Here is a 22,354-nt window from a genome sequence, read left to right as displayed (position 1 = left end):
TTTAGGAAACCTCCTATTTAAAAACCCTCTCAACCATTATTAATCACTCTAAATAGTTACAGATTCTATTAATACCAGTTCACTTTTTTAATTACACTTGTCAACGCGTTACTTATCTTAAACCGCTATAAATTATTCCCTTTTGTTATTTCCCCCTCCCGTCATCTGTTCGAACCTGGCCAGTCTTCTTTGATTCTTTCGTTGCATTGCTAAACCGGTTCTTCTATTTTAGCTCGCCATCAGACACCGATGAAAACGGGGATCAAACATGGTTAATCGCGTATGGGTGCTGGGTGATGCAGTTGTCGACCTGGTACCTGAAAATTCAAACAGTTACCTTAAATGCCCCGGTGGCGCTCCGGCCAATGTGGCGGTCGGTATCGCCCGCCTGGGTGGCAACAGCGCCTTTATCGGCCGGGTAGGCCAGGATAGTTTCGGCGCTTTCCTGCAGCAGGTACTGAGCGAAGAGCAGGTCGACATCGGCCATATGTCACAGGATCCAGACCACCACACCTCTACCGTGGTGGTGGATCTTGATCTGATGGGCGAACGCTCCTTCACCTTCATGGTCAGCCCAAGCGCCGATCTGTTCCTGCAACCCGAGGATCTGCCTGATTTCAAAGCGGATGAATGGCTGCACGTCTGCTCTATCGCTCTGTCACAGGAACCCAGCCGCAGCACCACCTTCACCGCAATGGAGAACATCAAGGCGGCCGGTGGCTGGGTCAGCTTTGACCCAAATATTCGTGAAGACGTTTGGCACCAGCCGGAAGCGCTGCGACCCTGCTTGCAAAAGGCGTTATTGCTGGCGGACGTGGTGAAGATTTCGCTGGAAGAACTGAGTTTTATCAGCAATATCGGCGAGTTGGAGAGCGGTATCGATTGGATGATGCAGCGATACCCACTGCGTTTGTTGCTGGTGACACTGGGCGGCGACGGTGTCTGCGTGCATGACGGCAAACAGATCCGCCATTTCCGCGCCCCTTCAATCACCCCGGTCGATACCACCGGTGCAGGTGACGCCTTTGTCGCCGGTCTGCTGGCCGCACTGGCTCATCTCGGCGCTTTGCCGCAGGAAGCTCAGTGGCCTGCAGTGATCGCCCAGGCCCAGGCCTGCGGGGCGCTGGCCACCACCGCCAAAGGCGCTATGACCGCCCTGCCGCATGCCGACGAGTTGCAGGACTTCCTGCGGCGCTAACCCGATAGCTACAAGTCAGGCCCAATGCCACAGGGCATTGGGTACCTCCCCACTTTTCATCTCCAGAACATAATTTGCGGACTTGATCACAATAGCTGAATCGGGTTAGCAAACTTGATTGCCAGTCGCCGTTCAACTCTCTATCTTTCTTCGTGAAAAACCGGTTTAGCAATTTAGCAAAAAATAATAACAACCACCCCGGATGATAGAAAATCATGAAAAAACTTGGCTATCTGGCAGTCACTACAGGGCTTCTCATCTCCACCTCTGCGGCCGCGACTGGTACCAATACCAGTATCGAAGCCGTCTGAATGCGCTGGAACAACGGCTGCAACAGGCCGAGCAGCGAGCTGTCCAGGCGGAAACGCGTGCCACGGCGGCGGAACGCAAGGCACAACAGTTGGAATTACGCACCGCCAACACCGAGCAGCAAACCCAACAGGTTGTTCAGCGCACCGCGACGCTGGAAACCCACGCCGCACCGGCCGGCAAGCTGCAACTCACCGGATTAACCGACCTGAAACTGTATGGCGACGTCGAGTTCAACCTGGACGGCGCCAGCCGCAGCGGCCAGCTCACCTCGCTGAAAAGCAGCGACAACAAGGACTGGAAGCCGGGCAACAAAGAGCGTTGGGATATCAACGGCCGTATTCTGGTTGGTGTGGACGGCTACCGACGCAATCCGGACGGCAATTTCTCCGGCTTCAGCGTGCAACCGCTGGCCGACATGACCGGAAAAATGAACCTCGACGATGCCGCCTTCTTCTTCGGTAACGAAAAGAACTGGCAGACCAAGATTGGCCGGTTTGAAGCCTACGACATGTTCCCGCTCAATCAGGATACTTTCATCCAGTATTCCGGCAATACCGCCAACGATCTGTATGCCGATGGCTTCGGCTATATCTACATGATGAAAGAAGGCCGTGGCCGTAGCAGCAGCGGCGGCAACCTGATGCTCAGCAAGTACGCCGGTGACTTCTACTTCGAGCTAAATACGCTGGTGGAAGACGGTACCTCACTGTTCCAGGATGAGGCCTACCATGGCAACAGCCTGGATAATAAGAAAAATGTCGCCTACCTGCGACCGGTGCTCGCCTGGAAAAAAGACCAGCTCAGCGCGGCGGTCGCGATGGAAAGCAACGTGGTCAACAATGCCTACGGCTATCACGACAGCCAGGGGCAATTTGTCGACCAATCCAAACGTAACGGCTACGGCATGACCCTCAGTTGGAACAACACCGCCGCCAATCCGGACAACGGCGTAGTCGCCAACCTGAGCACCGCCTACCTGGATGCCTCCGGTGAGCAGGACTTTACCGCCGGAATCAACGTCCTGTGGCGCCGCTTTGAAGTGGGTTATATCTACGCCCACAACAGTATCCAAGAGTTCAATACCACTGGGATGAGTGCCGATATCAGCAACCCGCTCAACGAGCCGGGCAAATATGACATTCATACCATTCATACTTCGTACCAAATACCAAACATCATGAATATGAAGAACTTCAATCTGTATCTTGGCGCCTACGTCTCAATGCTGGAGGCCAACGCCGAGAACAAGATAGCCAACGCCAGCGACGATCAGCGCTACGGCGTGCGTGCCAGATTCAAGTACTTCTTCTGACGCTAATTAGCTGATTTCCGCCGCGAAACACTGCGGCGGCATTTTTATTTATAAAGGGAGTGAACATGGACATTACCGCAACCGCTAACGCGCTGTTGCCGCTGCTCGGCGGCAAAGAAAACATTGCCAGCGCCGCCCACTGTGCCACGCGTCTGCGCCTGGTGCTGCTGGATGACAGCAAGGTGGACAAGGTGGCAATCGGCAAGCTGGAGGGCGTGAAAGGCTGCTTCAGCAATGCCGGGCAAATCCAGGTGATTTTCGGCACCGGGCTGGTCAACAAGGTGCACGCAGAATTTATCAAGGCGGCCGGTGTCAGCGAATCCAGCAAGTCCGAGGCCGCCGACATCGCGGCGAAGAAACTCAACCCGCTGCAACGTATTGCCCGCCTGCTGTCGAACATCTTTGTGCCGATCATCCCGGCTATCGTCGCCTCCGGCCTGTTGATGGGCCTGCTCGGCATGGTAAAAACCTACGGCTGGGCCGATGCCAACAGCGCCGTGTTTGTGATGCTGGATATGTTCAGCTCGGCGGCATTCATTATTTTACCGATCCTGATTGGCTTCACCGCCGCACGTGAGTTCGGCGGTAACCCCTATCTGGGGGCCACGCTCGGCGGCATCCTGACCCATCCAGCGCTGACCAATGCCTGGGGCGTCGCCAGCGGTTTCCACACCATGGACTTCTTCGGGCTGGAGATCGCCATGATCGGCTATCAGGGCACGGTGTTCCCGGTGCTGCTGACCGTGTGGTTTATGAGCCTGCTGGAAAAACAGCTGCGCAAAGTGATCCCCAACTCGCTGGATCTGATCCTGACCCCCTTCCTGACGGTAGTGATCTCCGGCTTCGTCGCCATGCTGTTTATCGGCCCGGCCGGCCGCGCGCTGGGTGACGGTATTTCACTGGTGCTCAGCACGTTGATCGCTCACGCCGGTTGGTTTGCCGGCTTGCTGTTCGGCGGGCTGTATTCCGCCATCGTCATCACCGGTATCCACCACAGCTTCCACGCCGTCGAGGCCGGGCTGCTCGGCAACCCGAATATCGGCGTTAACTTCCTGCTGCCGATCTGGTCGATGGCCAATATCGCTCAGGGCGGTGCCTGTCTGGCGGTATATTTCAAAACCCGCGATGCCAAGATCAAAGCCATTGCGGTACCTTCGGCCTTTTCCGCCATGCTCGGCATTACCGAAGCGGCGTTGTTCGGCATCAACCTGCGCTTTGTGAAGCCGTTCCTGGCAGCATTGGCAGGCGGCGCGCTCGGGGGAGCCTGGGTGGTGGCCAATCATGTTGGCATGAATGCGGTCGGGCTGACGGCTATCCCAGGGATGGCGATTGTGCAGGCCAGCTCGCTGGTCAGCTATATCATTGGTCTGGTGATCGCCTTTGGCAGCGCCTTTATTCTCTCGTTGCTGCTGAAATACAAAACGGACAGTGAATAATGGAAGAACTGCAATTAATGAAACAGGCCGTTCAGGCGTTGATGAACGGCATGCCACAGGCGCTGCGCGATCCGCACCGGCCGGCGTGGCATCTGGCGCCCAGCGTCGGGTTGCTCAACGATCCCAATGGCTTTATTCAGCATAACGGCGTCTACCACCTGTTCTATCAGTGGAACCCGCTGGGTTGCGATCACCGCAACAAATGTTGGGGCCATTGGCAGTCGACGGATCTGGTCAACTGGCGGCATCAGCCGGTAGCCCTGGTACCGGGTGCCTGTTACGACAGCCACGGCTGTTACTCCGGCTCGGCGGTGGTGGCGGACGGCAAAATCATGCTGGCGTATACCGGCAACGTTAAATACCCCGACGGTTCCCGCACCGCCTACCAGTGTCTGGCGCAAGAAAATGCGCAAGGCGGCTATGACAAGCTCGGCCCGGTATTGCCGCTGCCACCGGGCTATAGCGGCCACGTGCGCGATCCCAAAGTCTGGCGTCATCAGGATCAGTGGTACATGGTGCTCGGCGCTCGTGACCTGCAAAACTGCGGCAAAGTGCTGCTGCTGCGCTCCGCCGATCTGCGCAACTGGCAGTTGCTGGGTGAGATTGCCGGTTCACAGCTGAACGGTATCGGTGATTTCGGCTATATGTGGGAGTGCCCGGACCTGTTTACGCTGGACGACGTCGAAGTGCTGATCTGCTGTCCACAAGGGCTGGCGGCGCAGGCCGAGCGTTATCTCAACGTTTATCAGGCAGGCTATCTGACCGGCAAGCTGGATTATCAGCAGGCCAGGTTCGAACATGGGGCCTTCCACGAGCTGGATCTCGGGTTCGAATTCTATGCGCCGCAAACCACCCTGGCCGAAGACGGTCGCCGTCTGTTGGTTGGCTGGATGGGCGTGCCGGAGCAAGACGAGGATTGTCACCCGACGTTGCAATACGGCTGGATCCACATCCTGACCTGCCCGCGTGAACTGTCGCTGCATCAGGGCAAGCTTTACCAACAACCGGCGCGCGAACTGCAACAGCTGCGGGATGAAGGCCGCCAATGGCAGGGCATCGCCGATGCTGCCCCTGCCTGGCCGGTTGACAGCGCGGAACTACTGCTGACCCCCACGGGGGCATTTAGCGCTGACTTTGGCGGGGCAATGACGCTGGTCTGGGACGGTAACTTGCTGCAGTTGACGCGTAATAACCTGCGTAGCGGGCAGCCGGAGCACCGCTACTGGCGGGGCAACCTCAACCAACTGCAACTGCTGTTTGACCGTTCCAGCGTGGAGATTTTTATCAACCATGGCGAAGCGGTGATGAGCGCGCGCTACTTCCCTGGTCCACAACCGCTGCTGCACCTGAGTGGCGAAGCTCCACTGGCGCTCGAGCACTGGTCGCTGACGCCATGCATGCTAGAATGACGCATCCTTTGATGAATTCAGATGCCGTCAGTGAAAAAAAATAAACGCATAACCATCAGTGATATTGCGCACTGGCTGGCGTGTCGAAATCGACCGCCAGCCTGGTGCTTAACGGCCGCAGCAAGGAATACCGGGTATCCGACGACACCCGCGATCGTATCCTGGCGCTGGCCGGCGAGCACCACTACCAGCCCAGCTTCCACGCCCGTTCGCTGCGTTCTTCCCGCAGCCATACCCTGGGGCTGGTGGTGCCGGAAATGACCAACTACGGTTTTGCGGTAATTTCACGCGAGCTGGAAACGCTATGCCGTGAGGCCGGTTTGCAGTTATTAATCGCCTGCACCGATGAAAATCCGGCGCAGGAAATGATGGCGGTAAACAGCCTGGTGCAGCGCCAGGTCGATGGCCTGATTGTCGCCTCCAGCCAACTCAACGATGCGGAATACCAAAAGATTAATGCCAGCCTGCCGGTAGTGCAGATGGACCGGCTAATCATCGGCTCCGATCTGCCGCTGGTGATCACCGACTCACTGACCTCAACCGCCACATTGGTGGAAAACGTCGCACGCCAGCATCCGGACGAATTCTATTTCCTTGGCGGCCAACCCCGCATCTCACCGACACGCGATCGTTTGGCCGGTTTTCAGCTTGGCCTTGAACGCGCCGGGGTGGTCTGTAAACCGGAATGGATCATCAACGGTAATTACCACCCCAGTTCCGGCTACGAGATGTTCGCCCAACTCTGTGCACAATTGGGCCGACCGCCCAAGGCGCTGTTTACCGCCGCCTGCGGCCTGCTGGAAGGGGTACTGCGCTACCTGAATCAGCACCAGTTGATGGAAAGCGACCTGCATCTGTGCAGCTTTGACGATCACTACCTGTTCGACGGCCTGACGTTAAAAATCGACACCGTGGCGCAGGACTGCCGCGCCCTGGCCCAACACAGTTTCGACATGGTCAGCGCGCTGATTGACGAGCGGCCATTAGAGCAGAACGCGCTATATCTGCCGGGCAGCATTCACTGGCGTCACGCCGGTTCGAAGGCGTTGCTCGGTCAGCCTTAAGCTTTTCTTTTTCCCGGTTAAGGAGCTCATCATGAGCCGTGAGATTAATAAAGATACCCAGCTGTGCATGTCACTGGCCGGTCGCCCAGGTAACTTTGGTACCCGTTTCCACAATTATCTGTACCAGGAACTGGATCTGAACTTTATCTACAAGGCCTTCACCACCCAGGATATTCAGGCGGCGGTGGGCGGCGTGCGTGCGCTGGGCATTCGCGGCTGCGCGGTATCGATGCCGTTCAAAGAGAGCTGCATTCCTTTCCTCGACGAGTTGGATGCTTCCGCCACGGCGATTGAGTCGGTCAATACTATCGTCAATGATGAAGGTTTCCTGCGGGCTTATAACACCGATTATATCGCCATCGCCAAACTGCTGGCGCAGCATCAGATCCCGGTGGAAACCTCCTTTGCCCTGCGCGGCAGCGGCGGTATGGCGAAAGCGGTCACCGCCGCGCTGTGTGATGCCGGTTTCAAAAATGGCCATATCATCGCCCGTAATCCGCAGGCCGGTCAGGCGCTGGCCAATGCCTATGGTTATCAGTGGCAGACAGATGTCGGTGATTTAAGCGTGGATATGATAATTAACGTCACGCCAATCGGCATGGCCGGAGGGGCAGAAGCGGAGCAGTTGGCCTTTGCCACCGCGACAATTGATGCGGCGAAAATCGTCTTTGACGTGGTGGCGTTACCGGCGGAAACCCCGTTGATTCGCTATGGGCGTGAGCATGGCAAACGGGTGATTACCGGCGCGGAAGTGATTGCGCTGCAGGCGCTGGAACAGTTTGTGCTCTATACCGGCGTGCGCCCTACCGATGAGCAGATCGCCCGCGCTGCGGCACATGCTCGCGGCTGAATGGTGCTGAACGTTGGGGGCTAAGCAGATGAGCCTGCCCTTAACGTTCTAACGATAAGCCAGCAAACGTAAAATATTTCTCGCCCCGTGGAATACACGTTCGATCCTGACATTACGTTGTATCGCAGTGAAAACAATAAGATATTTACCATAGGCGCTAATCCTGACACCTGGACCAAGTTCAGGACGCTTTTGATAGGCTTCCGGTGACTCACCGATACGCTGGCATTGTTGTATCGCTCAGAAATAAAACTCAGACCACGGCTCGGATTATCTTGCGCAATATAATCGCCAATATTTTCAATATCACATACCGCTGCCGGCGATATTGTTAGCCCCATTAGTCACTTCCGTTATCTACCATCCGTTGGTATTTAGTCCGCAAACGCGTAAATGCCTCCTCCGCTGGGACTCCCTCACCACTTTCTATTCCCTGTGCAATAGCCACTCGCAGTTGTTCGATTTTTATCGCCCGTTCATGTTCTTCGAGCAGGCGCAGACCCGCCCGTATTACTTCGCTGACCTTGCCGTAACGCCCGCTGTCAATTTGCTCATGAACGAACTTCTCAAAATGAGGGCTTAAAGCAATGCTGGTTGGCATAGCCGACTCCGGAAAATAGTGTTAATTACTATCTATTAGTATTTTCATTTACCGACGACACGTCAGCATTTGTACGAAATTCAGGCAATAAAAAAGGGCGCCTGAGCGCCCTTCTTACCTTGGGTGATGTCAGCCCGCTATTTGGCGGTGCCTTCCATCCCCACCAGCCCTACTTTCAGGTAACCGGCTTTACGCAGCGTATCCATCACGCTCATCAGCGTCTCGTAGTCCACGGTCTTGTCCGCCTGGAAGAAGATGGTGGTCTCTTTGTTGGCCTGAGTCCGCTGATCCAGCACTGACGTCAGTTGATCGGCGCTGACCGCCTGTTCGCCAACATACAGCTGCTTGTCCGCTTTCACCGACAGGAACACCGGTTTTTCCGGGCGCGGCTGCGGTTTGGCAGAAGAAGCTGGGAGATCGACACGGATATCTACCGTTGCCAGCGGCGCGGCCACCATAAAGATAATCAACAGCACCAGCATGACGTCGATAAACGGCGTCACGTTGATTTCATGCAGTTCGCCGCTGTCGTCCAGATCTTCATTTAAGCGCATCGCCATAACTCACCCCACCCGCAGTTGGTGTGAATGCTGTGAACGTTTGGCTTCCGCGGTGGCGGCCAGATCCAAATCACGGCCCAGCAGCAGCAGAACCTGCGCCGCTACGTCGCCAACCTGAGCACGATGACCGCTGATCACACGGGCGAAGATGTTATAAATCACCACCGCCGGGATCGCAGCAACCAACCCCAGTGCGGTTGCCAGCAGCGCTTCAGCGATGCCGGGCGCAACCACTGCCAGGTTGGTGGTCTGCGAGTGGGCGATGCCGATAAAGCTGTTCATGATGCCCCAAACGGTACCGAACAGGCCGACAAACGGCGAGATGGCCCCGATGGTGGCCAGGAAGCCATTACCACGCCCCATGTTACGGCTGTAGCCCGCAACGCGACGCTCCAGACGGAAACCGGTACGTTCCTTGATGCCGTTGTTGTCGTTAGACTCCGCCGACAGCTCCAGTTCGTTCTGCGCATCGTTCAGCAAGACGGAACTGATGCTTTCATCCGAGAAGTTCTGTGCCAGCTCGGTGGCTTCATCCAGCGAGCGGACATTGGCCAACGCCAGCTGTTCGCGGCGCAGACGGCGCTTGGCGCGGAACAGTTCGCTGCCCTTGGAGAACAGGATGGTCCAGGTGACGATAGACGCCAGCACCAGGCCGATCATCACGATTTTCACCACGATATCCGCATGCTGGTACATGCCCCAGACGGACAGATCCATTCCGCGGGTTTCCGGCGGTTGGATGGTCGGCTGTGGGTTCACCGGAGTGATATTTTCCGGGGCAGTTGCGGCAGGCACAGAGGCCGCAGCAACGCTTTGAGTCACGGCCGGATTAGTCGCCGGAGCTGCCTGTGCGCTACCGGCCAGGCCCACCACCAATACCATTGAAGCGATCAGACCGCGGCCGAATGCCTGGCCCCATTGCGCCCGGCCCTGACCGAACGATCCTTGATTTAAATTCTTGCCAGCCGTTTTCACGCTGTGCCTCCACCCGTTACCGATCAAATTTGAGGAATAATTCAGCGTGCGATCATATCAAACCAATCAGGGATTGATAGTAGTTCTCATTATTATTTACCAAATAATCGGGAAAATTACGCTTCTGCCCTCACTAAATGACCAGGGCAACCCAATCGCGGCCTGTTCGGGCCTATAAGCCCCTTTTATAAGGTTTTTCGTCACTTTTACCGCACAGAGATGTAACAAAATCAGGGTTTTTATCGCATTTTGTCGTCACATCGCGGGTTTGCCGATAAACCCACTTGGTTATCATCGACAGACAGAAGGATGGCGTGCTGAAGCGACGTCGGACAGAGGATTACCCCCGCTTTCACATTTGGAAGTTAAAACGTCTGGATGGCTATCATATGTCATGCTAACGTAAGGGCTATCGTAAATACCCAGTGAAGACCAAGCCAAAGGTGAGCCCGCTCCTATGACGTCAAAATACATCGAAACCACCCTGATCGGCGCAGGACGCAACAAGCGCTATACCCAGGGTTCCGTCAATCCCGTCACCCAACGCGCTTCTTCACTGGTCTTTGATTCCGTGGCAGCCAAAAAGCACGCCACCGCCAAGCGGGCACATGGCGAACTGTTTTACGGGCGGCGCGGCACCCTGACCCACTTCGCGTTGCAGGATGCGATGGTGGAGCTGGAGGGCGGTGCAGGCTGTGTGCTTTATCCTTGCGGCGCGGCAGCCGTCTCCAACGCCATTCTGTCGTTTGTCAGCGCCGGCGATCATCTGCTGATGACCGGTTCGGTCTATGAGCCCACGCAGGATTTTTGCACCCATATCCTGAACCGTATGAACGTGGCGACCACCTATTTCGACCCGCTGATCGGCGCAGATATCGCCAGGCTTATTCAACCCAATACCCGCGTGGTGTTCCTTGAGTCACCCGGCTCGATCACCATGGAAGTTCAGGATATCCCGGCCATGGTGCAGGCCATTCGTGCCGTGGCACCGGAAGTGGTGATCATGATCGATAATACCTGGGCGGCCGGAGTGCTGTTCAAGGCGCTGGATTTCGACATCGATATTTCGATTCAGGCCGGTACCAAATACATTATCGGCCATTCCGATTACATGCTCGGCACCGCCGTAGCCAACTCACGCTGTTGGGATCAACTGCGCGAATACTCTTATTTGATGGGCCAGATGGTAGACGCCGATACCGCCTATATGGCCAGCCGCGGCCTGCGCACGCTGGGCGTCCGCCTGAAGCAGCACCAGCAGAGCAGTATCGAAGTCGCTAACTGGCTGGCCACACGGCCGGAGGTGGCGGTAGTCAATCACCCTGAGCTACCAAGTTGCAAGGGCCACGAGTTTTACCGCCGTGATTTCAGCGGCTGCAACGGTCTGTTCTCTTTCGTGTTGAAACAGCGTCTGAGTGATGTGCAGTTGGCTGAGTATCTGGACAACTTCAGCCACTTCAGCATGGCCTATTCCTGGGGTGGCTATGAGTCGCTGATCCTGGCTAACCAGCCGGAGGAGCTGGAAGCGATCCGCCCGGCGGGTGGTGTCGACTTCTCGGGTACCCTGGTGCGCCTGCATATCGGCCTGGAGAACGTGCAGGATTTGATCGCCGACCTCGCCGCCGGATTCGACCGTCTCGCCAACGCGCACTGACAGATTACCTGTTGCAGCGCAACTTTATTCGCCTCGTTTAATGTGTGCTTAAGCTAATAGCGGTACACTAGGCGGGTAACTGTCAGATACGGTCAACACCGCATCCTGGAGAATTTGGCTCCAGGCGCAACCGGCATGCAACAGGATATATAATGGATGTATTACGAGAGATTGTTCATGCGCTTTGGCAGCAGGACTTCATTGCCCTTGCCGATCCAAGCGTAATTTGGGTGGTTTATGCAGTACTTTTCACCACTCTATTTTTAGAAAACGGGTTACTGCCAGCCTCCTTCTTACCCGGCGACAGCCTGCTGCTGTTATCCGGCGCACTGATCGCCAAAGGCGTGATGGCCTTTGTGCCAACGCTGATCATTTTGACCGTCGCCGCCAGTCTTGGTTGCTGGCTGAGTTACCTGCAGGGACGCTGGCTGGGTCACACCAATCTGGTCAAAGGCTGGCTGCTGCAATTGCCCGCCCAGTATCATCAACGCGCACACAATCTGTTTAACCGCCATGGCCTGATGGCACTGGTGATTGGCCGTTTTCTGGGCTTTGTCCGTACCCTGCTGCCGACCATGGCCGGCATCTCCGGTTTGAACAGTACCCGTTTCCAGCTATTTAACTGGCTGAGTGCCGTGGTTTGGGTGGGCTCAGTGGTCGGTCTTGGCTACGCTTTCAGCCAGATCCCACTGGTAAAACGCTACGAAAGCCAGGTGATGACCGGGCTGATGATCCTGCCGTTGCTGCTGCTACTGGTTGGTCTGCTGGGCGCCATGTTGGTTGTCTGGCGCAAAAAACGCGCCGCCTCTTCCTGATGCATTAAAGGGCGGCAGTCGTCGCCCTACAGCGCTTTTTCAACCTGTGCCAGGCTGGGGGGCAACTTGCTCACCAGCGTATCCACCGCCAGTCGTACCTTCAACGGCAAATGTGGCGTTTGCGGCCACACCGCGTGGGCCTCAAATGACATGCCGGGCCGATCGCGCATCAGCCTGACCAATTCCCCTTTCAACAACGATTCCCGCACCAGCCAGCAAGGCAGCCAGGAAATGCCAAACCCGGCCACCATGGCATCAGCCATCACCTGCAAGTCATCCATCTGCAGCCGCTTGTTCGGCATCACTTCCTGTACTTTGCCGCCGCTATCCGGGATCAGCCAATTGCGCACCACACCGGCACGCATGTAGGTCACCGCATCATGTTGAGTCAGTTGTTCGAGGCTTTTCGGCTCACCATGCTGCTGCAGGTATTCCGGCGCGGCGCACAACGTCATGCGGTGGTCGCCAATGCTGCGCGCCACCAACCCACTGCTGCTGGTCAACGTTCCATTGCGGATCGCCAGATCAAAACCATCCTCAATCAAGTCCACGATGCGATCGTTAAATGACAGCTCCAGCTCCAATCCGGGGTGCTCACGCGCCAGGCCGGTTAGCAAGGGTGCAATGCACATACGGCCGAACAGCACCGGCATCGACACTCTCAACCTGCCGCTGACCTGCTGCTTACCCGACTCCAGCAAGGTTTCTGCGCTGCGGATCTCCTCCAGCGCCCGCAGGCAGCGTTCGTAGAACAGCGCACCATCGTCGGTCAGGCTCTGACTGCAGGTGGTACGATGGAACAGGCGCACGGCCAACCGCTGCTCCAGCCGGGCGATGGCTTTGCCCACCGCCGCGCATTGGAAGATCTGGTGCGGGCGGTGGATACCAATGGCTTGCAACCGGTGATTGATCAGCGTTATCGCTTTGACCAACTGCAGCAGGCTCTCGATCATCTCGATCGCGGGGCATTTGGCAAAATTGTACTGACGCGCTGAATTGCCGCCCCGGCTGCGGGATTAGCCCTCCATCATTAGTGGAGGATTGTCGCGCAGTCGGGCCACTTCGTCGCTTGGCGTCACGCCGAAGAAGCGTTTGAATTCACGACTGAACTGCGAAGCGCTCTCATAACCGACGCGGATCGCCGCGGTGCTGGCCTTAAGGCCGTCGTGGACCATCAGCAAACGCGCCTTATGCAACCGATAGGATTTCACATACTGCAAGGGCGAGGTGTTAGTCACCGCCTTAAAGTTATGGTGAAATGCCGAAATGCTCATATTAACTTCACCCGCCAACTGCTCAACGTTGAGGCTGTCGGCATACTGGTTTTCGATGCGTCGCAGCGCCTTGGCGATTTGGCTGAAGTGAGTATGGCGATTAACCAGTTCCTGCAATGACGTCCCGCAGCTGCCACGCAGCACGTGGTACAGAATTTCGCGCACAATCTGCGGCCCCAGCACCCGCGCATCAAGCGGCTTGGCCATCACATCCAGCAGGCGTTCGGTGGCGCACAGCAGCTCTTCCGACAGCTCGGCCAGATTGACCCCGCTACTCTCTTGCCGTGGTTTCATCAGGTAGTCGTCATCGCCGATGTCGATCAACAGATCCTGCAGCATCTGGCTATCGATATTCACCGACAGCCCCACCAGCGGCAGCTCGGGGCTGGCAAAGGTTTCGCATTCGAACGGCAGCGGTACGGTCATCAGCAGGTAGTTGCGCGGATCATACTGAAACACCCGGTTGCCACAGTAGCCTACCTTGTGTCCCTGGAAAATGATCACCACCCCCGGCTCGTACATCACCGGCTGACGCGGACAGTGGCGATCCACATAGAGGATTTTCACCAGGGGGACTGGCGAGGGGGTATAACCGTTACTCTCGGCAAAACAGGCCGCCTGGCGCGCCATGCGGCTGCGCAGTTCATCGATTTCACTCATGGAAACACCCTCTTACACTAAGAACAATTCGGCATAAATAATAGTTTAAAACTCTTCTTTTCTACAACACTTTGTAGAAATAGGCAAGACTCGGGCAGGAATGTGCATTGTGCTGATGGGCCAAGTTACTGACAATACACCTCAGATATTTTGCGCCATCCGGCGCTTGCCCTATGCAGAAGAGAAATTACCCATGCAAAACTTTATTCTTCATACCCCAACCAAAATCCTGTTCGGCCAAGACCAAATCGCCGGTCTGGCGCAGCAGATCCCTGCCGACGCACGCATTCTGATCACCTACGGTGGCGGCAGCGTGAAGAAAAATGGCGTGCTGGATCAGGTTTATTCCGCACTGGCCGGTCGCAACGTGCAGGAGTTCTCCGGCATCGAGCCTAACCCAACCTACGAAACGCTGATGAAAGCGGTCGAGGTCGTGCGTGCAGAGAACATCGATTTCTTGCTGGCCGTCGGTGGCGGTTCAGTGGTTGATGGCACCAAATTCATCGCCGCAGCGGCCCACTATCAGGCGGATAGCGATCCATGGCATATCCTGAAAACCGTCGGCAGCGAAATCAAAGGCGCCGTGCCGATGGGTTGTGTACTGACCCTGCCGGCCACCGGCTCTGAATCCAACAGCGGCGCGGTGATCACCCGTAAAAGCAGCGGCGACAAACAGCATTTCTTCTCGCCATACGTTCAGCCACTGTTCGCCGTGCTGGATCCGGTAGTGACTTACTCACTGCCGGCACGTCAGATCGCCAACGGCGTGGTCGATGCCTTTGTTCACACCATTGAGCAGTACCTGACCTATCCGGTCGATGCCAAGGTGCAGGACCGCTTTGCCGAAGGCCTGCTGCTGACGTTGCTGGAAGATGGCCCGCGTGCGCTGGCCGAACCGGAAAACTATGCGGTACGCGCCAACGTGATGTGGAGCGCCACCATGGCGTTGAACGGCCTGATCGGTGCCGGTGTGCCGCAGGACTGGGCAACCCATATGCTGGGCCATGAGTTGACCGCCATGCACGGTCTGGATCATGCCCAAACGTTGGCGATCGTCCTGCCGGCACTGCTGAACGAGAAAAAAGCACAGAAACGCGAAAAACTGCTGCAGTACGCCGAGCGCGTCTGGGGTCTGCGTGATGGCAGCGAAGACAGCCGCATTGACGGTGCTATTGCCGCCACCCGCGCCTTCTTCGAGCAAATGGGCGTTCCAACCCGTATGGCCGATTACCAGCTCGACGGCAGCTCGATCCCGGCACTGCTTGATAAGCTGCATCAGCACGGTATGACCGCACTGGGCGAGCATCAGGACATCACCCTGGAAGTCAGCCAACGCATTTATGAAGCGGCACGTTAATCGCAAATCTGCCATTTCCTGCTAGGCTGTAGTTTCTGTTTGTCTTTTCTATTCCTGCGCCCAACCGATCACCGGGCGCAGTCTCAAGCACTAGTCCGACACTGCTGAAATTTGCTTAGCAAACTCAGCACCACCTTGGTTTGCCAACTAGAATTTAGTGATAGCCGTTCCTGGTGCATGCAGCACCGGGCAACCCGTTGACAAGGAGATACGCATGACAACGCAACAACCCATCATCAAACTCCACGATGGTAATCTGATGCCGCAGTTGGGTCTCGGCGTTTGGCAGGCGAGTATTCCAGATACCACTCAGGCGGTGATTAAAGCGCTGGAAGTGGGTTATCGTTCGATCGATACCGCCGCGATCTACAAGAACGAGGAAGGCGTCGGTGCCGCGCTGCAATCTGCCTCGGTGCCGCGCGATGAGCTGTTTATCACCACCAAGCTGTGGAACGACGATCAGAGCGATCCACAGGCGGCCCTGGAAACCAGTCTGGAAAAACTCAAGCTGGACTACGTCGATCTGTATCTTATCCACTGGCCGAAACCGCAGCAGGATCAATACGTGGACGCCTGGCGCGGGCTGATTAAGCTGCGCGAACAGGGTCTGGTCAAGAGTATCGGGGTCTGTAATTTCCACACCCCACATCTGCAGCGCCTGCTGGATGAAACCAATGTCGCACCGGTGATTAACCAGATTGAGCTGCATCCGTTACTGCAACAGCGCCAGTTGCGCGCCTGGAACGCGACGCACCACATCGCCACCGAATCCTGGAGCCCACTGGCACAGGGCGGTGAAGGGGTATTCGATCAGCCGCTGATCAAACACCTGGCGGAAAAATACGAGAAAACCCCGGCGCAAATCGTGGTGCGTTGGCATCTGGACAGCGGCCTGATCGTGATCCCGAAATCGATCACGCCTTCGCGCATTCGTGAAAACTTTGAGGTGTTTGATTTCAAACTGGATAAGGACGAACTGAACGATATCGCCAAACTGGATATCGGCAACCGTCTGGGGCCGGATCCCGACTCACTGTAGTGTTAACTGACTGCTCACAGAGCCAATTATTAGGGAGAGCGTGCCGAAGGGGTCGTAGCGGCTTGTCCGCCGACCAATTTGCCGGGAGCAAATTGGAACGACTTTCAGTCGGCCCATAGGGTGGGACACATGGACGTGTCCCATAATGGCCCCTCGGTGCGCTAGGCCCGAGTATCTCAGACTGACAAACAGCTTTGTCTCCCCAAACAGCCCTCTCCTCTGGAGAGGGCTGTTTTATTCCCCGCTACAACTGCTCGCCGTTGGTGGCGATCACCCGCTGATACCAGCCAAAACTTTGCTTCTTCTTGCGTGCCAAATTGTTGTCGTGATCGACGTACACAAAGCCGTACTGCTTTTGGTAGCCGTTGAGCCACGAGAGCAGATCAATAAACGACCAGGGGTAGTAACCGCGCACATCAGCGCCCTGCTCGATCGCCGCGCCGATCGCCTGAATATGATCGCGCAGATAGTCAATGCGGGGTTGATCGCGCACTTCCCCCCCGACGATCGGATCCTTGGCACCCAGGCCGTTCTCGGTAATGTAGATCGGAATGTTGCCGTAGCGTTTGACGATGCGGCCAATGGCGTCGGTCAACCCCTGCGGATAAACCTCCCAGTCCCAGTCGGTGTAGACCCCCTTCGGGTTGCGCACCAGTTTAAACAGCCCCTTGAAACCCAATTCACGCCCGCTGCCCTTCTGGCCGCTGGTGTTGATGGCATAGCCCTCAACGTCGTCGTTGTGGGCCACCATTTCACGCTTGTAGTAATTCAGGCCGACAAAATCGACGATATTGTCCTTCAGTAACGCCTCATCTCCCGGCGCGAAATGCGGCACGCCAAAGGCCTGCTGCGCCATCGCCAGTAGCTCCGCCGGGTATTCGCCCTTCAGCACCGGATCGTACAGCCAGTGGGTGAAGATCCCCTCGGCGATCTCACAGGCACGGCGATCTTCTGGCGAATCGCTGATCGGATCGTTCGGTTGCAGCACATTGACGAAGCCGATCTGACCGTTGATCTTCATTTCACGGAAGCTTTTCACCGCGCGGGCATTGGCCAGGAACACGTGATGACAAGCCTGAATGCCCTTTTTCGGATCGGTCAGCTTGGGCGGGTGCGCCCCGGTGAAATAGCCCATGCCGATAAACACAATGGTTTCGTTGAAGGTGGACCACAGCTCGACGCGATCGCCAAAACGCTGATAACACAGGCGGGCATATTCATCGAACGCATCAACGATCTCACGTGATTCCCAACCGCCAAACGCGTCCTGCAACGCCTGCGGCAGATCCCAGTGGTACAGGGTGATCATCGGCTTGATATTGTGCTTCAACAGTTCGTCGATCAGATCGCTATAGAATTGGATCCCGGCTTCATTCACCTCGCCCCGCCCCTGTGGCAACAGCCGTGGCCAGGAGATTGAAAACCGGTAGGTCTGCATCCCCAACTCGGCCATCAGCGCCACGTCCTCGCGGAAGCGATGGTAGTGATCGACCGCCACGTCGCCGTTGGTACCCTGATAAGTGGTGCCCGGCAGATGGGAGAACAGATCCCAGTTGGACAGGCCCTTGCCATCGGCATCAAAGCCGCCCTCAACCTGATAAGAGGCGGTCGCCGCGCCCCACAGGAAATCCTTCGGAAAAACGCTCATTGATTTTGCACCCCGTTCTGCTCCAGTAATCGGTAAATTCTCACCAGCTCCTCCACCAGATCGCGCGCCAGCATGGCGTTCATGATGTGGTCCTGCGCATGCACCATAATCAGGTTGACCGGCAGCTTGCCTTCCCCCTCGTCAAAACCGATCAGCTCGGTCTGGGTGGCGTGAGCGCGCTTCGCCGCCAGTTGCGATTCTGCCAGCAGAATATCTACCTGATCCCACTGATACTTTCGCGCCGCGTACAGCGCCTGCATGGCACAACTGCGCGCCTCACCGGCGTTGATGATCAATTCCATTACCGCCGTTTCCATGTCGATCATTCGGTGACTCCTTGTGTCTGTTCAATCTGATCCGCTTCGCTCACTTCCTGATCCAGCAACTGCTGCTCATAGACCTTAAAGAACGGGTAATAGATCAACGCCGATACCGCCGCCAACAGCAGCACCAGTAGCGCGGCTCGGAAATCCCAACCGGTAGCCCAGGCGGCGCCAATTGGTGCTGGTGCGGTCCAGGGCACCACCGAGATCACCCGACCGATCAGATCCAGCTTCACTGCCGAATAGGCAATGATCGAATTGACGATCGGCGCAGTAATAAACGGGATAAAGAAGGTGGGGTTCATGACGATCGGCGTGCCGAAGATCACCGGTTCATTGATGTTGAAACAGCTCGGCACCAGGCTTAGCTTACCGATCGACCGCAAGTGCGCCGAACGACTACGCAGATAAAGCAGCACCAGCCCAAAGGTGGCGCCAGATCCGCCGATGACGATAAAGAAGGTCCAGAAAGCCTCCATAAAGATGTGCGGCATCGGGTGGCCAGCAGCCAACGCATCCTGATTGATGCCCAGATTGGTCAGCCAGAAAGCCTGTAGCATGCCAGAGACGATCACCGCGCCGTGAATACCGGCGAACCACAACAGGTGGCCGATCAACACCGCCAGCAAGATCGCTGGCAGCGAGTCGGCGGCGGAAATCAGCGGCTGGAACAATGCCATGATCGCCTGCGGCAACAGTAAATTAAACTGGTGCTGCACCAGCAGGCTGAGTGGGTACAGAGTGATCACTACCGCCAGGATCGGGATCAACAGATCGAACGACTGTTTGATCTTGGCCGGTACCTGTTCTGGTAACGAAATACCAATATTGTGCAGTTTGAGAAAACGGATCAGTTCGGTGGTGTAGACCGCCACCAGAATGGCGGTAAAGATCCCCACGCCCCCCAGCGCGGCGGTCGGCAGCATCTTTTCGGTCTGTGGCGCGGCGACCAGTAAAAACGACATCAGCGCCAGCATCGCCGCCATAAAGGGATCGAGCTTATAGCTCTGCGCCAGGTTATAAGCGATGGCGGCAGTAATATAAATCGACATGATCCCCATGGTCATATTAAACGGGGTAAGAATCGCCACCTGATGTTTCTCTGCCGCCCCCAGCCACCATTGGGCTATTCCCCAACTGCTGTCGGCGGAAAAAGGCGGGTAGGCAAAGACCAATAAAAAGGAGCCGACAATCATAAATGGCATCGCGGAAATAAAGCCATCGCGGATCGCCATAATATGTCTCTGGGTCGAGAGCCTACCGGCAATCGGGCTGATACGGTTTTCAATAAAATTGAATGCGGCCTGGCTGATACTCATGGTTCAACCCTCGGGACGTTCTGAGTCAATGGTCACAGGGCGAGAAAGCCGGCGGCAACAGGCTGCAGCAGGCGGCCCCGCTGGGATTAGTGTTGTGCGATCATCGTTAAGGCTTCGGCGAGAATTTTATCGCCGCGCATCATGCCGTAATCCATGCTGTTAATCACCGCGATCGGTTTATTTTCCCTGTCGGCAATCTTTTTAAAATCGGCCAGCTTATATTTAATCTGCGGTCCAAGCAGACAACATTGATAATTCGCCAGCGTGGTTTCAAACTCCTCAATACCCACGGCGATAATATCCACCTCAATACCCTGCTGTTCGGCAGCCTTCTTCATTTTATTGACGACCATGCTGGTCGACATTCCAGCGGCGCAGCATAAGAATATTTTTTTCATCCGTTCTCCTGTAGCCAATAAACGCAAATGGGTCAGTTGAGGAATGAGTATGGTTTCAAAAATGAAAAAACAGCAACCGGTTTCAGTAACCGGTTGCAGGGTTTAAACGGGTTCTGTGAAGGAGATCCGAATTTTAATTTTCGGACTTAAAGCGCTGAATAACTGAGCAGCATGGCCTGGCTGAAGCTCTCACCTTTAGCCAGGCGGCGCAGCCCACCCAGCTCCGCCATGTTATGCGCATTGGCGGCATGCGACATCGGTTCCAGGCAGAAGAATTCGAACTGATAACCCGGTATCAATCACGCCGTAGGGGTAGACCGCGCCGGAAGATCCCTGATAGACGCGGTTTTCCAGGAACATCGGGTGCGAGTCCTGCTCACCGGTACCGGAGGTGGGTAATTCAACCTGTTCTTGCCAAACCTTGACTGTCCCGTGCATGCTTTCCTCTCTAAAAATACTGAACATTGCGTTTCAGGCAGTCCAGATGACAGAATTGCTGACTTTATGCGCTACCATCACGCAATACAGTAAACGGAGTTTAATGAATGGCATTGCAAGGTTTGAACAACCAGCGGGTGCGCAATTTTAATAAACGGGTGCTGTGCGCGCTGCTGTATCGGGAAAAGGTTGCCAGCAAGTCGACGTTGGCGCGGCTTTCGCAGTTGTCTATTCCTGCGGTCGGCAAAATCCTCGACGAGCTGCAGGAAGAGCAGCGGGTAGAACATGACCCACATAACCTGCACAGCCGCGGATTGGGAGGCGGCAGCTATCGCATCGCCGCCGCCGGGCAACGTATTCTGTGTCTGAACGTCTCCCCCTATCTGATTGAAAGCATCGTGGTCGACGGCCTGATGACACCTTGCAGCACCTTCACCCCACTGCCGATTGTCGCTACCACGCCGCAGGCGATGCTGCAGGAAATAGTGCAGATCTACCATCTGCACAGCCGCCAGCAGGGCATGCCGCTAAAAATCGCTTTGTCGATCCACGGCCAGGTCAACCCGCTGACCGGGGTATCGCAGCGCATGCAGCAGGCCCCGTGGGAAGGTCCGGTAGAGATAAAATACCTGCTGGAAGAACGTCTGAAGACCGAGGTTTTGCTGGATAACGACTGCGTGATGCTGGGGTTGGCGGAAAAGTGGCAAAATAACGCCAATCTTCAGGACTTCTGCGTGATTAACGTCGATTACGGCATAGGATCCTCGTTCGTGATTAATCAGCAGATTTACCGGGGCAGCCTGTTTGGCAGCGGTCAGATTGGCCATACCATTATTGATCCTGATGGCAGCCTCTGCGCCTGTGGCCGCTACGGCTGCCTGGAAACTATCGCTTCGCTGTCGGCACTGAAGAAAAAGGCCCGCATTCAGCTCAAAGTCACACCCTGGGCACAGCAGGTGATGGGGATAGGTTATCTGTATGTCGAACAGGCACTGACGGAAATGCTATGATGCCCGACTTTATCCCAGCAAAAACAAGACGGAGCACCATGAACCCCACTCTACGAGGCTGGTCACGCGCAGGCATTGTCTGCCTGATGCTGATCCTGGCCGGTTGTTCCAGCAAAAAACCACGCACCAGCTACGATGCTCATGCTTTTGATGATGCGATTGAAGATGCTGCGGATAAATACGATGTCGACCAAAAACTGATCGCCGCGATGATCAAGGTGGAGTCCGGCTTTAACCCGGCAGCCATCAGCCGGTCAAATGCTATCGGTTTAATGCAGTTGAAAGCCGATACCGCCGGTTGCGATGCCTATCGCTATAAAGGAAAACGCGGTTGCCCGGATGAAGACGATCTGCTGGATCCCGATACCAATATCGATCTCGGTGCCGCCTATATTGCCACCTTGCAAAAACAGCAGCTTAAAGGGATCGAGGATCCTGTCACCATGCGTTACGCCACCATCATCGCCTACGTAAATGGCACCGGTGCACTGTTGCGGACCTTCTCCAGTAACCGCCAACAAGCCATCTCAATGATTAACAATCTGTCGCCGGAAGCCTTTAACTGGCATGTCCGTAAATACCATCCTTCCTCGCAGGCGCCACGCCATTTGATGAAAGTGGAAGCCGCCTACGAACAATTGTGATTCAAAAGCAAAAAAGGAGAACCCGGGGGTTCTCCTTTTCGTTTAAGCGCCTGATCTG

18 protein-coding genes and 6 pseudogenes are annotated in these 22,354 nt (G+C 56.0%); 13 read left to right on the top strand and 11 right to left on the bottom strand.

Annotated features, from left to right (window positions below; translation table 11 throughout):
* The first annotated feature begins 268 nt into the window (after window positions 1-268).
* The 6 genes and pseudogenes from F8R23_RS17280 (at window position 269) to F8R23_RS17255 (ending at window position 7,581) form a co-directional block, all read left to right on the top strand.
* Entirely contained in the window at window positions 269-1,198 is a 930-nt protein-coding gene (locus F8R23_RS17280) for an aminoimidazole riboside kinase (RefSeq protein WP_129937305.1), read from the top strand.
* Window positions 1,199-1,413: 215 nt separating this feature from the next.
* Window positions 1,414-2,822: pseudogene (locus tag F8R23_RS17275) on the top strand (carbohydrate porin).
* 65 nt (window positions 2,823-2,887) lie between these two features.
* A complete protein-coding gene (locus F8R23_RS17270) occupies window positions 2,888-4,258 on the top strand; it encodes a sucrose-specific PTS transporter subunit IIBC (RefSeq protein WP_129937303.1) in 1,371 nt (456 codons plus the stop codon).
* On the top strand, window positions 4,258-5,667 hold the full coding sequence (locus F8R23_RS17265; RefSeq protein WP_129938877.1) for a glycoside hydrolase family 32 protein: 1,410 nt from the start codon (window positions 4,258-4,260) through the stop codon (window positions 5,665-5,667). The genes F8R23_RS17270 and F8R23_RS17265 overlap by 1 nt, the downstream gene beginning before the upstream one ends.
* Before the next feature lie 21 nt (window positions 5,668-5,688).
* Window positions 5,689-6,731 (top strand): annotated as a pseudogene (locus F8R23_RS17260) (substrate-binding domain-containing protein).
* A 31-nt stretch (window positions 6,732-6,762) separates the two neighbouring features.
* Window positions 6,763-7,581, top strand: coding sequence for a shikimate 5-dehydrogenase (locus tag F8R23_RS17255; protein WP_129937301.1), 819 nt, complete (start codon window positions 6,763-6,765; stop codon window positions 7,579-7,581).
* A gap of 48 nt (window positions 7,582-7,629) precedes the next feature.
* Here the strand turns inward: F8R23_RS17255 and F8R23_RS17250 are convergent.
* From F8R23_RS17250 to exbB, 4 genes and pseudogenes are all read right to left on the bottom strand, one after another.
* Window positions 7,630-7,922: pseudogene (locus F8R23_RS17250) on the bottom strand (type II toxin-antitoxin system RelE/ParE family toxin).
* Window positions 7,922-8,182 carry a type II toxin-antitoxin system ParD family antitoxin gene (locus F8R23_RS17245; RefSeq protein WP_129937300.1) on the bottom strand — a complete coding sequence of 87 codons (261 nt, stop codon included), beginning with the start codon at window positions 8,180-8,182 and terminating at the stop codon, window positions 7,922-7,924. The pseudogene F8R23_RS17250 and the gene F8R23_RS17245 overlap by 1 nt, the downstream one beginning before the upstream one ends.
* 137 nt (window positions 8,183-8,319) lie before the next feature.
* Window positions 8,320-8,742 carry a TonB system transport protein ExbD gene (exbD, locus tag F8R23_RS17240; RefSeq protein WP_085119216.1) on the bottom strand — a complete coding sequence of 141 codons (423 nt, stop codon included), beginning with the start codon at window positions 8,740-8,742 and terminating at the stop codon, window positions 8,320-8,322.
* A 3-nt stretch (window positions 8,743-8,745) separates the two neighbouring features.
* Window positions 8,746-9,717, bottom strand: coding sequence for a tol-pal system-associated acyl-CoA thioesterase (gene exbB / locus F8R23_RS17235; RefSeq protein WP_151415845.1), 972 nt, complete (start codon window positions 9,715-9,717; stop codon window positions 8,746-8,748).
* Between the two features lie 457 nt (window positions 9,718-10,174).
* Here exbB and metC point away from each other — a divergent pair, with 457 nt between their 5' ends.
* Window positions 10,175-11,371, top strand: coding sequence for a cystathionine beta-lyase (metC, locus tag F8R23_RS17230; protein WP_151415844.1), 1,197 nt, complete (start codon window positions 10,175-10,177; stop codon window positions 11,369-11,371).
* A gap of 152 nt (window positions 11,372-11,523) precedes the next feature.
* Window positions 11,524-12,186, top strand: coding sequence for a DedA family protein (locus F8R23_RS17225; protein WP_129937297.1), 663 nt, complete (start codon window positions 11,524-11,526; stop codon window positions 12,184-12,186).
* A 26-nt stretch (window positions 12,187-12,212) separates the two neighbouring features.
* Here the strand turns inward: F8R23_RS17225 and F8R23_RS17220 are convergent, their stop codons facing one another.
* Window positions 12,213-13,070, bottom strand: a complete 858-nt coding sequence (locus tag F8R23_RS17220; RefSeq protein WP_390901301.1) for a LysR family transcriptional regulator — start codon at window positions 13,068-13,070, stop codon at window positions 12,213-12,215.
* Between F8R23_RS17220 and F8R23_RS17215 the strand changes: the two are divergent.
* Window positions 12,975-13,181 (top strand): annotated as a pseudogene (locus F8R23_RS17215) (zinc-binding dehydrogenase); the annotation flags it as partial. The gene F8R23_RS17220 and the pseudogene F8R23_RS17215 overlap by 96 nt on opposite strands.
* Window positions 13,182-13,202: 21 nt before the next feature.
* Here the strand turns inward: F8R23_RS17215 and F8R23_RS17210 are convergent.
* Window positions 13,203-14,120: an AraC family transcriptional regulator gene (locus F8R23_RS17210; protein WP_099063314.1), complete on the bottom strand. Its 918-nt coding sequence runs from the start codon at window positions 14,118-14,120 to the stop codon at window positions 13,203-13,205.
* A gap of 193 nt (window positions 14,121-14,313) precedes the next feature.
* Between F8R23_RS17210 and yqhD the strand changes: the two genes are divergently transcribed.
* Window positions 14,314-15,477 (top strand): alcohol dehydrogenase, encoded by a 1,164-nt coding sequence (yqhD, locus tag F8R23_RS17205; protein ID WP_129937296.1) that lies wholly within the window; start codon window positions 14,314-14,316, stop codon window positions 15,475-15,477.
* A gap of 214 nt (window positions 15,478-15,691) precedes the next feature.
* A complete protein-coding gene (gene dkgA / locus F8R23_RS17200) occupies window positions 15,692-16,516 on the top strand; it encodes a 2,5-didehydrogluconate reductase DkgA (protein ID WP_129937295.1) in 825 nt (274 codons plus the stop codon).
* Window positions 16,517-16,760: 244 nt separating this feature from the next.
* Here the strand turns inward: dkgA and F8R23_RS17195 are convergent, their stop codons facing one another.
* From F8R23_RS17195 to F8R23_RS17170, 5 genes and pseudogenes are all read right to left on the bottom strand, one after another.
* A complete protein-coding gene (locus tag F8R23_RS17195) occupies window positions 16,761-18,164 on the bottom strand; it encodes a GH1 family beta-glucosidase (RefSeq protein ID WP_112347017.1) in 1,404 nt (467 codons plus the stop codon).
* A complete protein-coding gene (locus F8R23_RS17190; protein WP_099063311.1) occupies window positions 18,161-18,490 on the bottom strand; it encodes a PTS lactose/cellobiose transporter subunit IIA in 330 nt (109 codons plus the stop codon). Before F8R23_RS17190 ends, F8R23_RS17195 begins: the two co-directional genes overlap by 4 nt.
* Window positions 18,487-19,806, bottom strand: coding sequence for a PTS sugar transporter subunit IIC (locus F8R23_RS17185; RefSeq protein WP_099063310.1), 1,320 nt, complete (start codon window positions 19,804-19,806; stop codon window positions 18,487-18,489). Before F8R23_RS17185 ends, F8R23_RS17190 begins: the two co-directional genes overlap by 4 nt.
* An 86-nt stretch (window positions 19,807-19,892) precedes the next feature.
* Entirely contained in the window at window positions 19,893-20,204 is a 312-nt protein-coding gene (locus tag F8R23_RS17180; RefSeq protein WP_085119233.1) for a PTS sugar transporter subunit IIB, read from the bottom strand.
* Window positions 20,205-20,495: 291 nt separating this feature from the next.
* Window positions 20,496-20,642: pseudogene (locus F8R23_RS17170) on the bottom strand (hypothetical protein); the annotation flags it as partial.
* Window positions 20,643-20,749: 107 nt separating this feature from the next.
* Between F8R23_RS17170 and F8R23_RS17165 the strand changes: the two are divergent.
* Together F8R23_RS17165 and F8R23_RS17160 are read left to right on the top strand one after the other, a co-directional pair.
* Window positions 20,750-21,598: pseudogene (locus tag F8R23_RS17165) on the top strand (ROK family protein); the annotation flags it as partial.
* 92 nt (window positions 21,599-21,690) lie between these two features.
* Window positions 21,691-22,296 carry a transglycosylase SLT domain-containing protein gene (locus F8R23_RS17160; protein ID WP_099063302.1) on the top strand — a complete coding sequence of 202 codons (606 nt, stop codon included), beginning with the start codon at window positions 21,691-21,693 and terminating at the stop codon, window positions 22,294-22,296.
* Window positions 22,297-22,354 lie beyond the last annotated feature (58 nt).

This window comes from Serratia proteamaculans (genome assembly GCF_008830365.1).
In the GTDB taxonomy this organism is placed as follows: domain Bacteria; phylum Pseudomonadota; class Gammaproteobacteria; order Enterobacterales; family Enterobacteriaceae; genus Serratia; species Serratia proteamaculans.
This window is presented reverse-complemented; position numbering and strand designations above follow the sequence as displayed.

What these genes read in the sequence shown, in the direction of transcription:
- F8R23_RS17160 (WP_099063302.1), top strand. Translation starts at nt 21,691, where the DNA reads ATGAACCCCACTCTACGAGGCTGGTCACGCGCAGGCATTGTCTGCCTG.
- yqhD (WP_129937296.1), top strand. Translation starts at nt 14,314, where the DNA reads ATGCAAAACTTTATTCTTCATACCCCAACCAAAATCCTGTTCGGCCAA.
- F8R23_RS17265 (WP_129938877.1), top strand. Translation starts at nt 4,258, where the DNA reads ATGGAAGAACTGCAATTAATGAAACAGGCCGTTCAGGCGTTGATGAAC.
- F8R23_RS17225 (WP_129937297.1), top strand. Translation starts at nt 11,524, where the DNA reads ATGGATGTATTACGAGAGATTGTTCATGCGCTTTGGCAGCAGGACTTC.
- F8R23_RS17210 (WP_099063314.1), bottom strand. Translation starts at nt 14,120, where the DNA reads ATGAGTGAAATCGATGAACTGCGCAGCCGCATGGCGCGCCAGGCGGCC.
- F8R23_RS17185 (WP_099063310.1), bottom strand. Translation starts at nt 19,806, where the DNA reads ATGAGTATCAGCCAGGCCGCATTCAATTTTATTGAAAACCGTATCAGC.
- dkgA (WP_129937295.1), top strand. Translation starts at nt 15,692, where the DNA reads ATGACAACGCAACAACCCATCATCAAACTCCACGATGGTAATCTGATG.
- exbD (WP_085119216.1), bottom strand. Translation starts at nt 8,742, where the DNA reads ATGGCGATGCGCTTAAATGAAGATCTGGACGACAGCGGCGAACTGCAT.
- F8R23_RS17195 (WP_112347017.1), bottom strand. Translation starts at nt 18,164, where the DNA reads ATGAGCGTTTTTCCGAAGGATTTCCTGTGGGGCGCGGCGACCGCCTCT.
- metC (WP_151415844.1), top strand. Translation starts at nt 10,175, where the DNA reads ATGACGTCAAAATACATCGAAACCACCCTGATCGGCGCAGGACGCAAC.
- F8R23_RS17245 (WP_129937300.1), bottom strand. Translation starts at nt 8,182, where the DNA reads ATGCCAACCAGCATTGCTTTAAGCCCTCATTTTGAGAAGTTCGTTCAT.
- F8R23_RS17180 (WP_085119233.1), bottom strand. Translation starts at nt 20,204, where the DNA reads ATGAAAAAAATATTCTTATGCTGCGCCGCTGGAATGTCGACCAGCATG.
- F8R23_RS17255 (WP_129937301.1), top strand. Translation starts at nt 6,763, where the DNA reads ATGAGCCGTGAGATTAATAAAGATACCCAGCTGTGCATGTCACTGGCC.
- F8R23_RS17280 (WP_129937305.1), top strand. Translation starts at nt 269, where the DNA reads ATGGTTAATCGCGTATGGGTGCTGGGTGATGCAGTTGTCGACCTGGTA.
- F8R23_RS17270 (WP_129937303.1), top strand. Translation starts at nt 2,888, where the DNA reads ATGGACATTACCGCAACCGCTAACGCGCTGTTGCCGCTGCTCGGCGGC.
- F8R23_RS17190 (WP_099063311.1), bottom strand. Translation starts at nt 18,490, where the DNA reads ATGATCGACATGGAAACGGCGGTAATGGAATTGATCATCAACGCCGGT.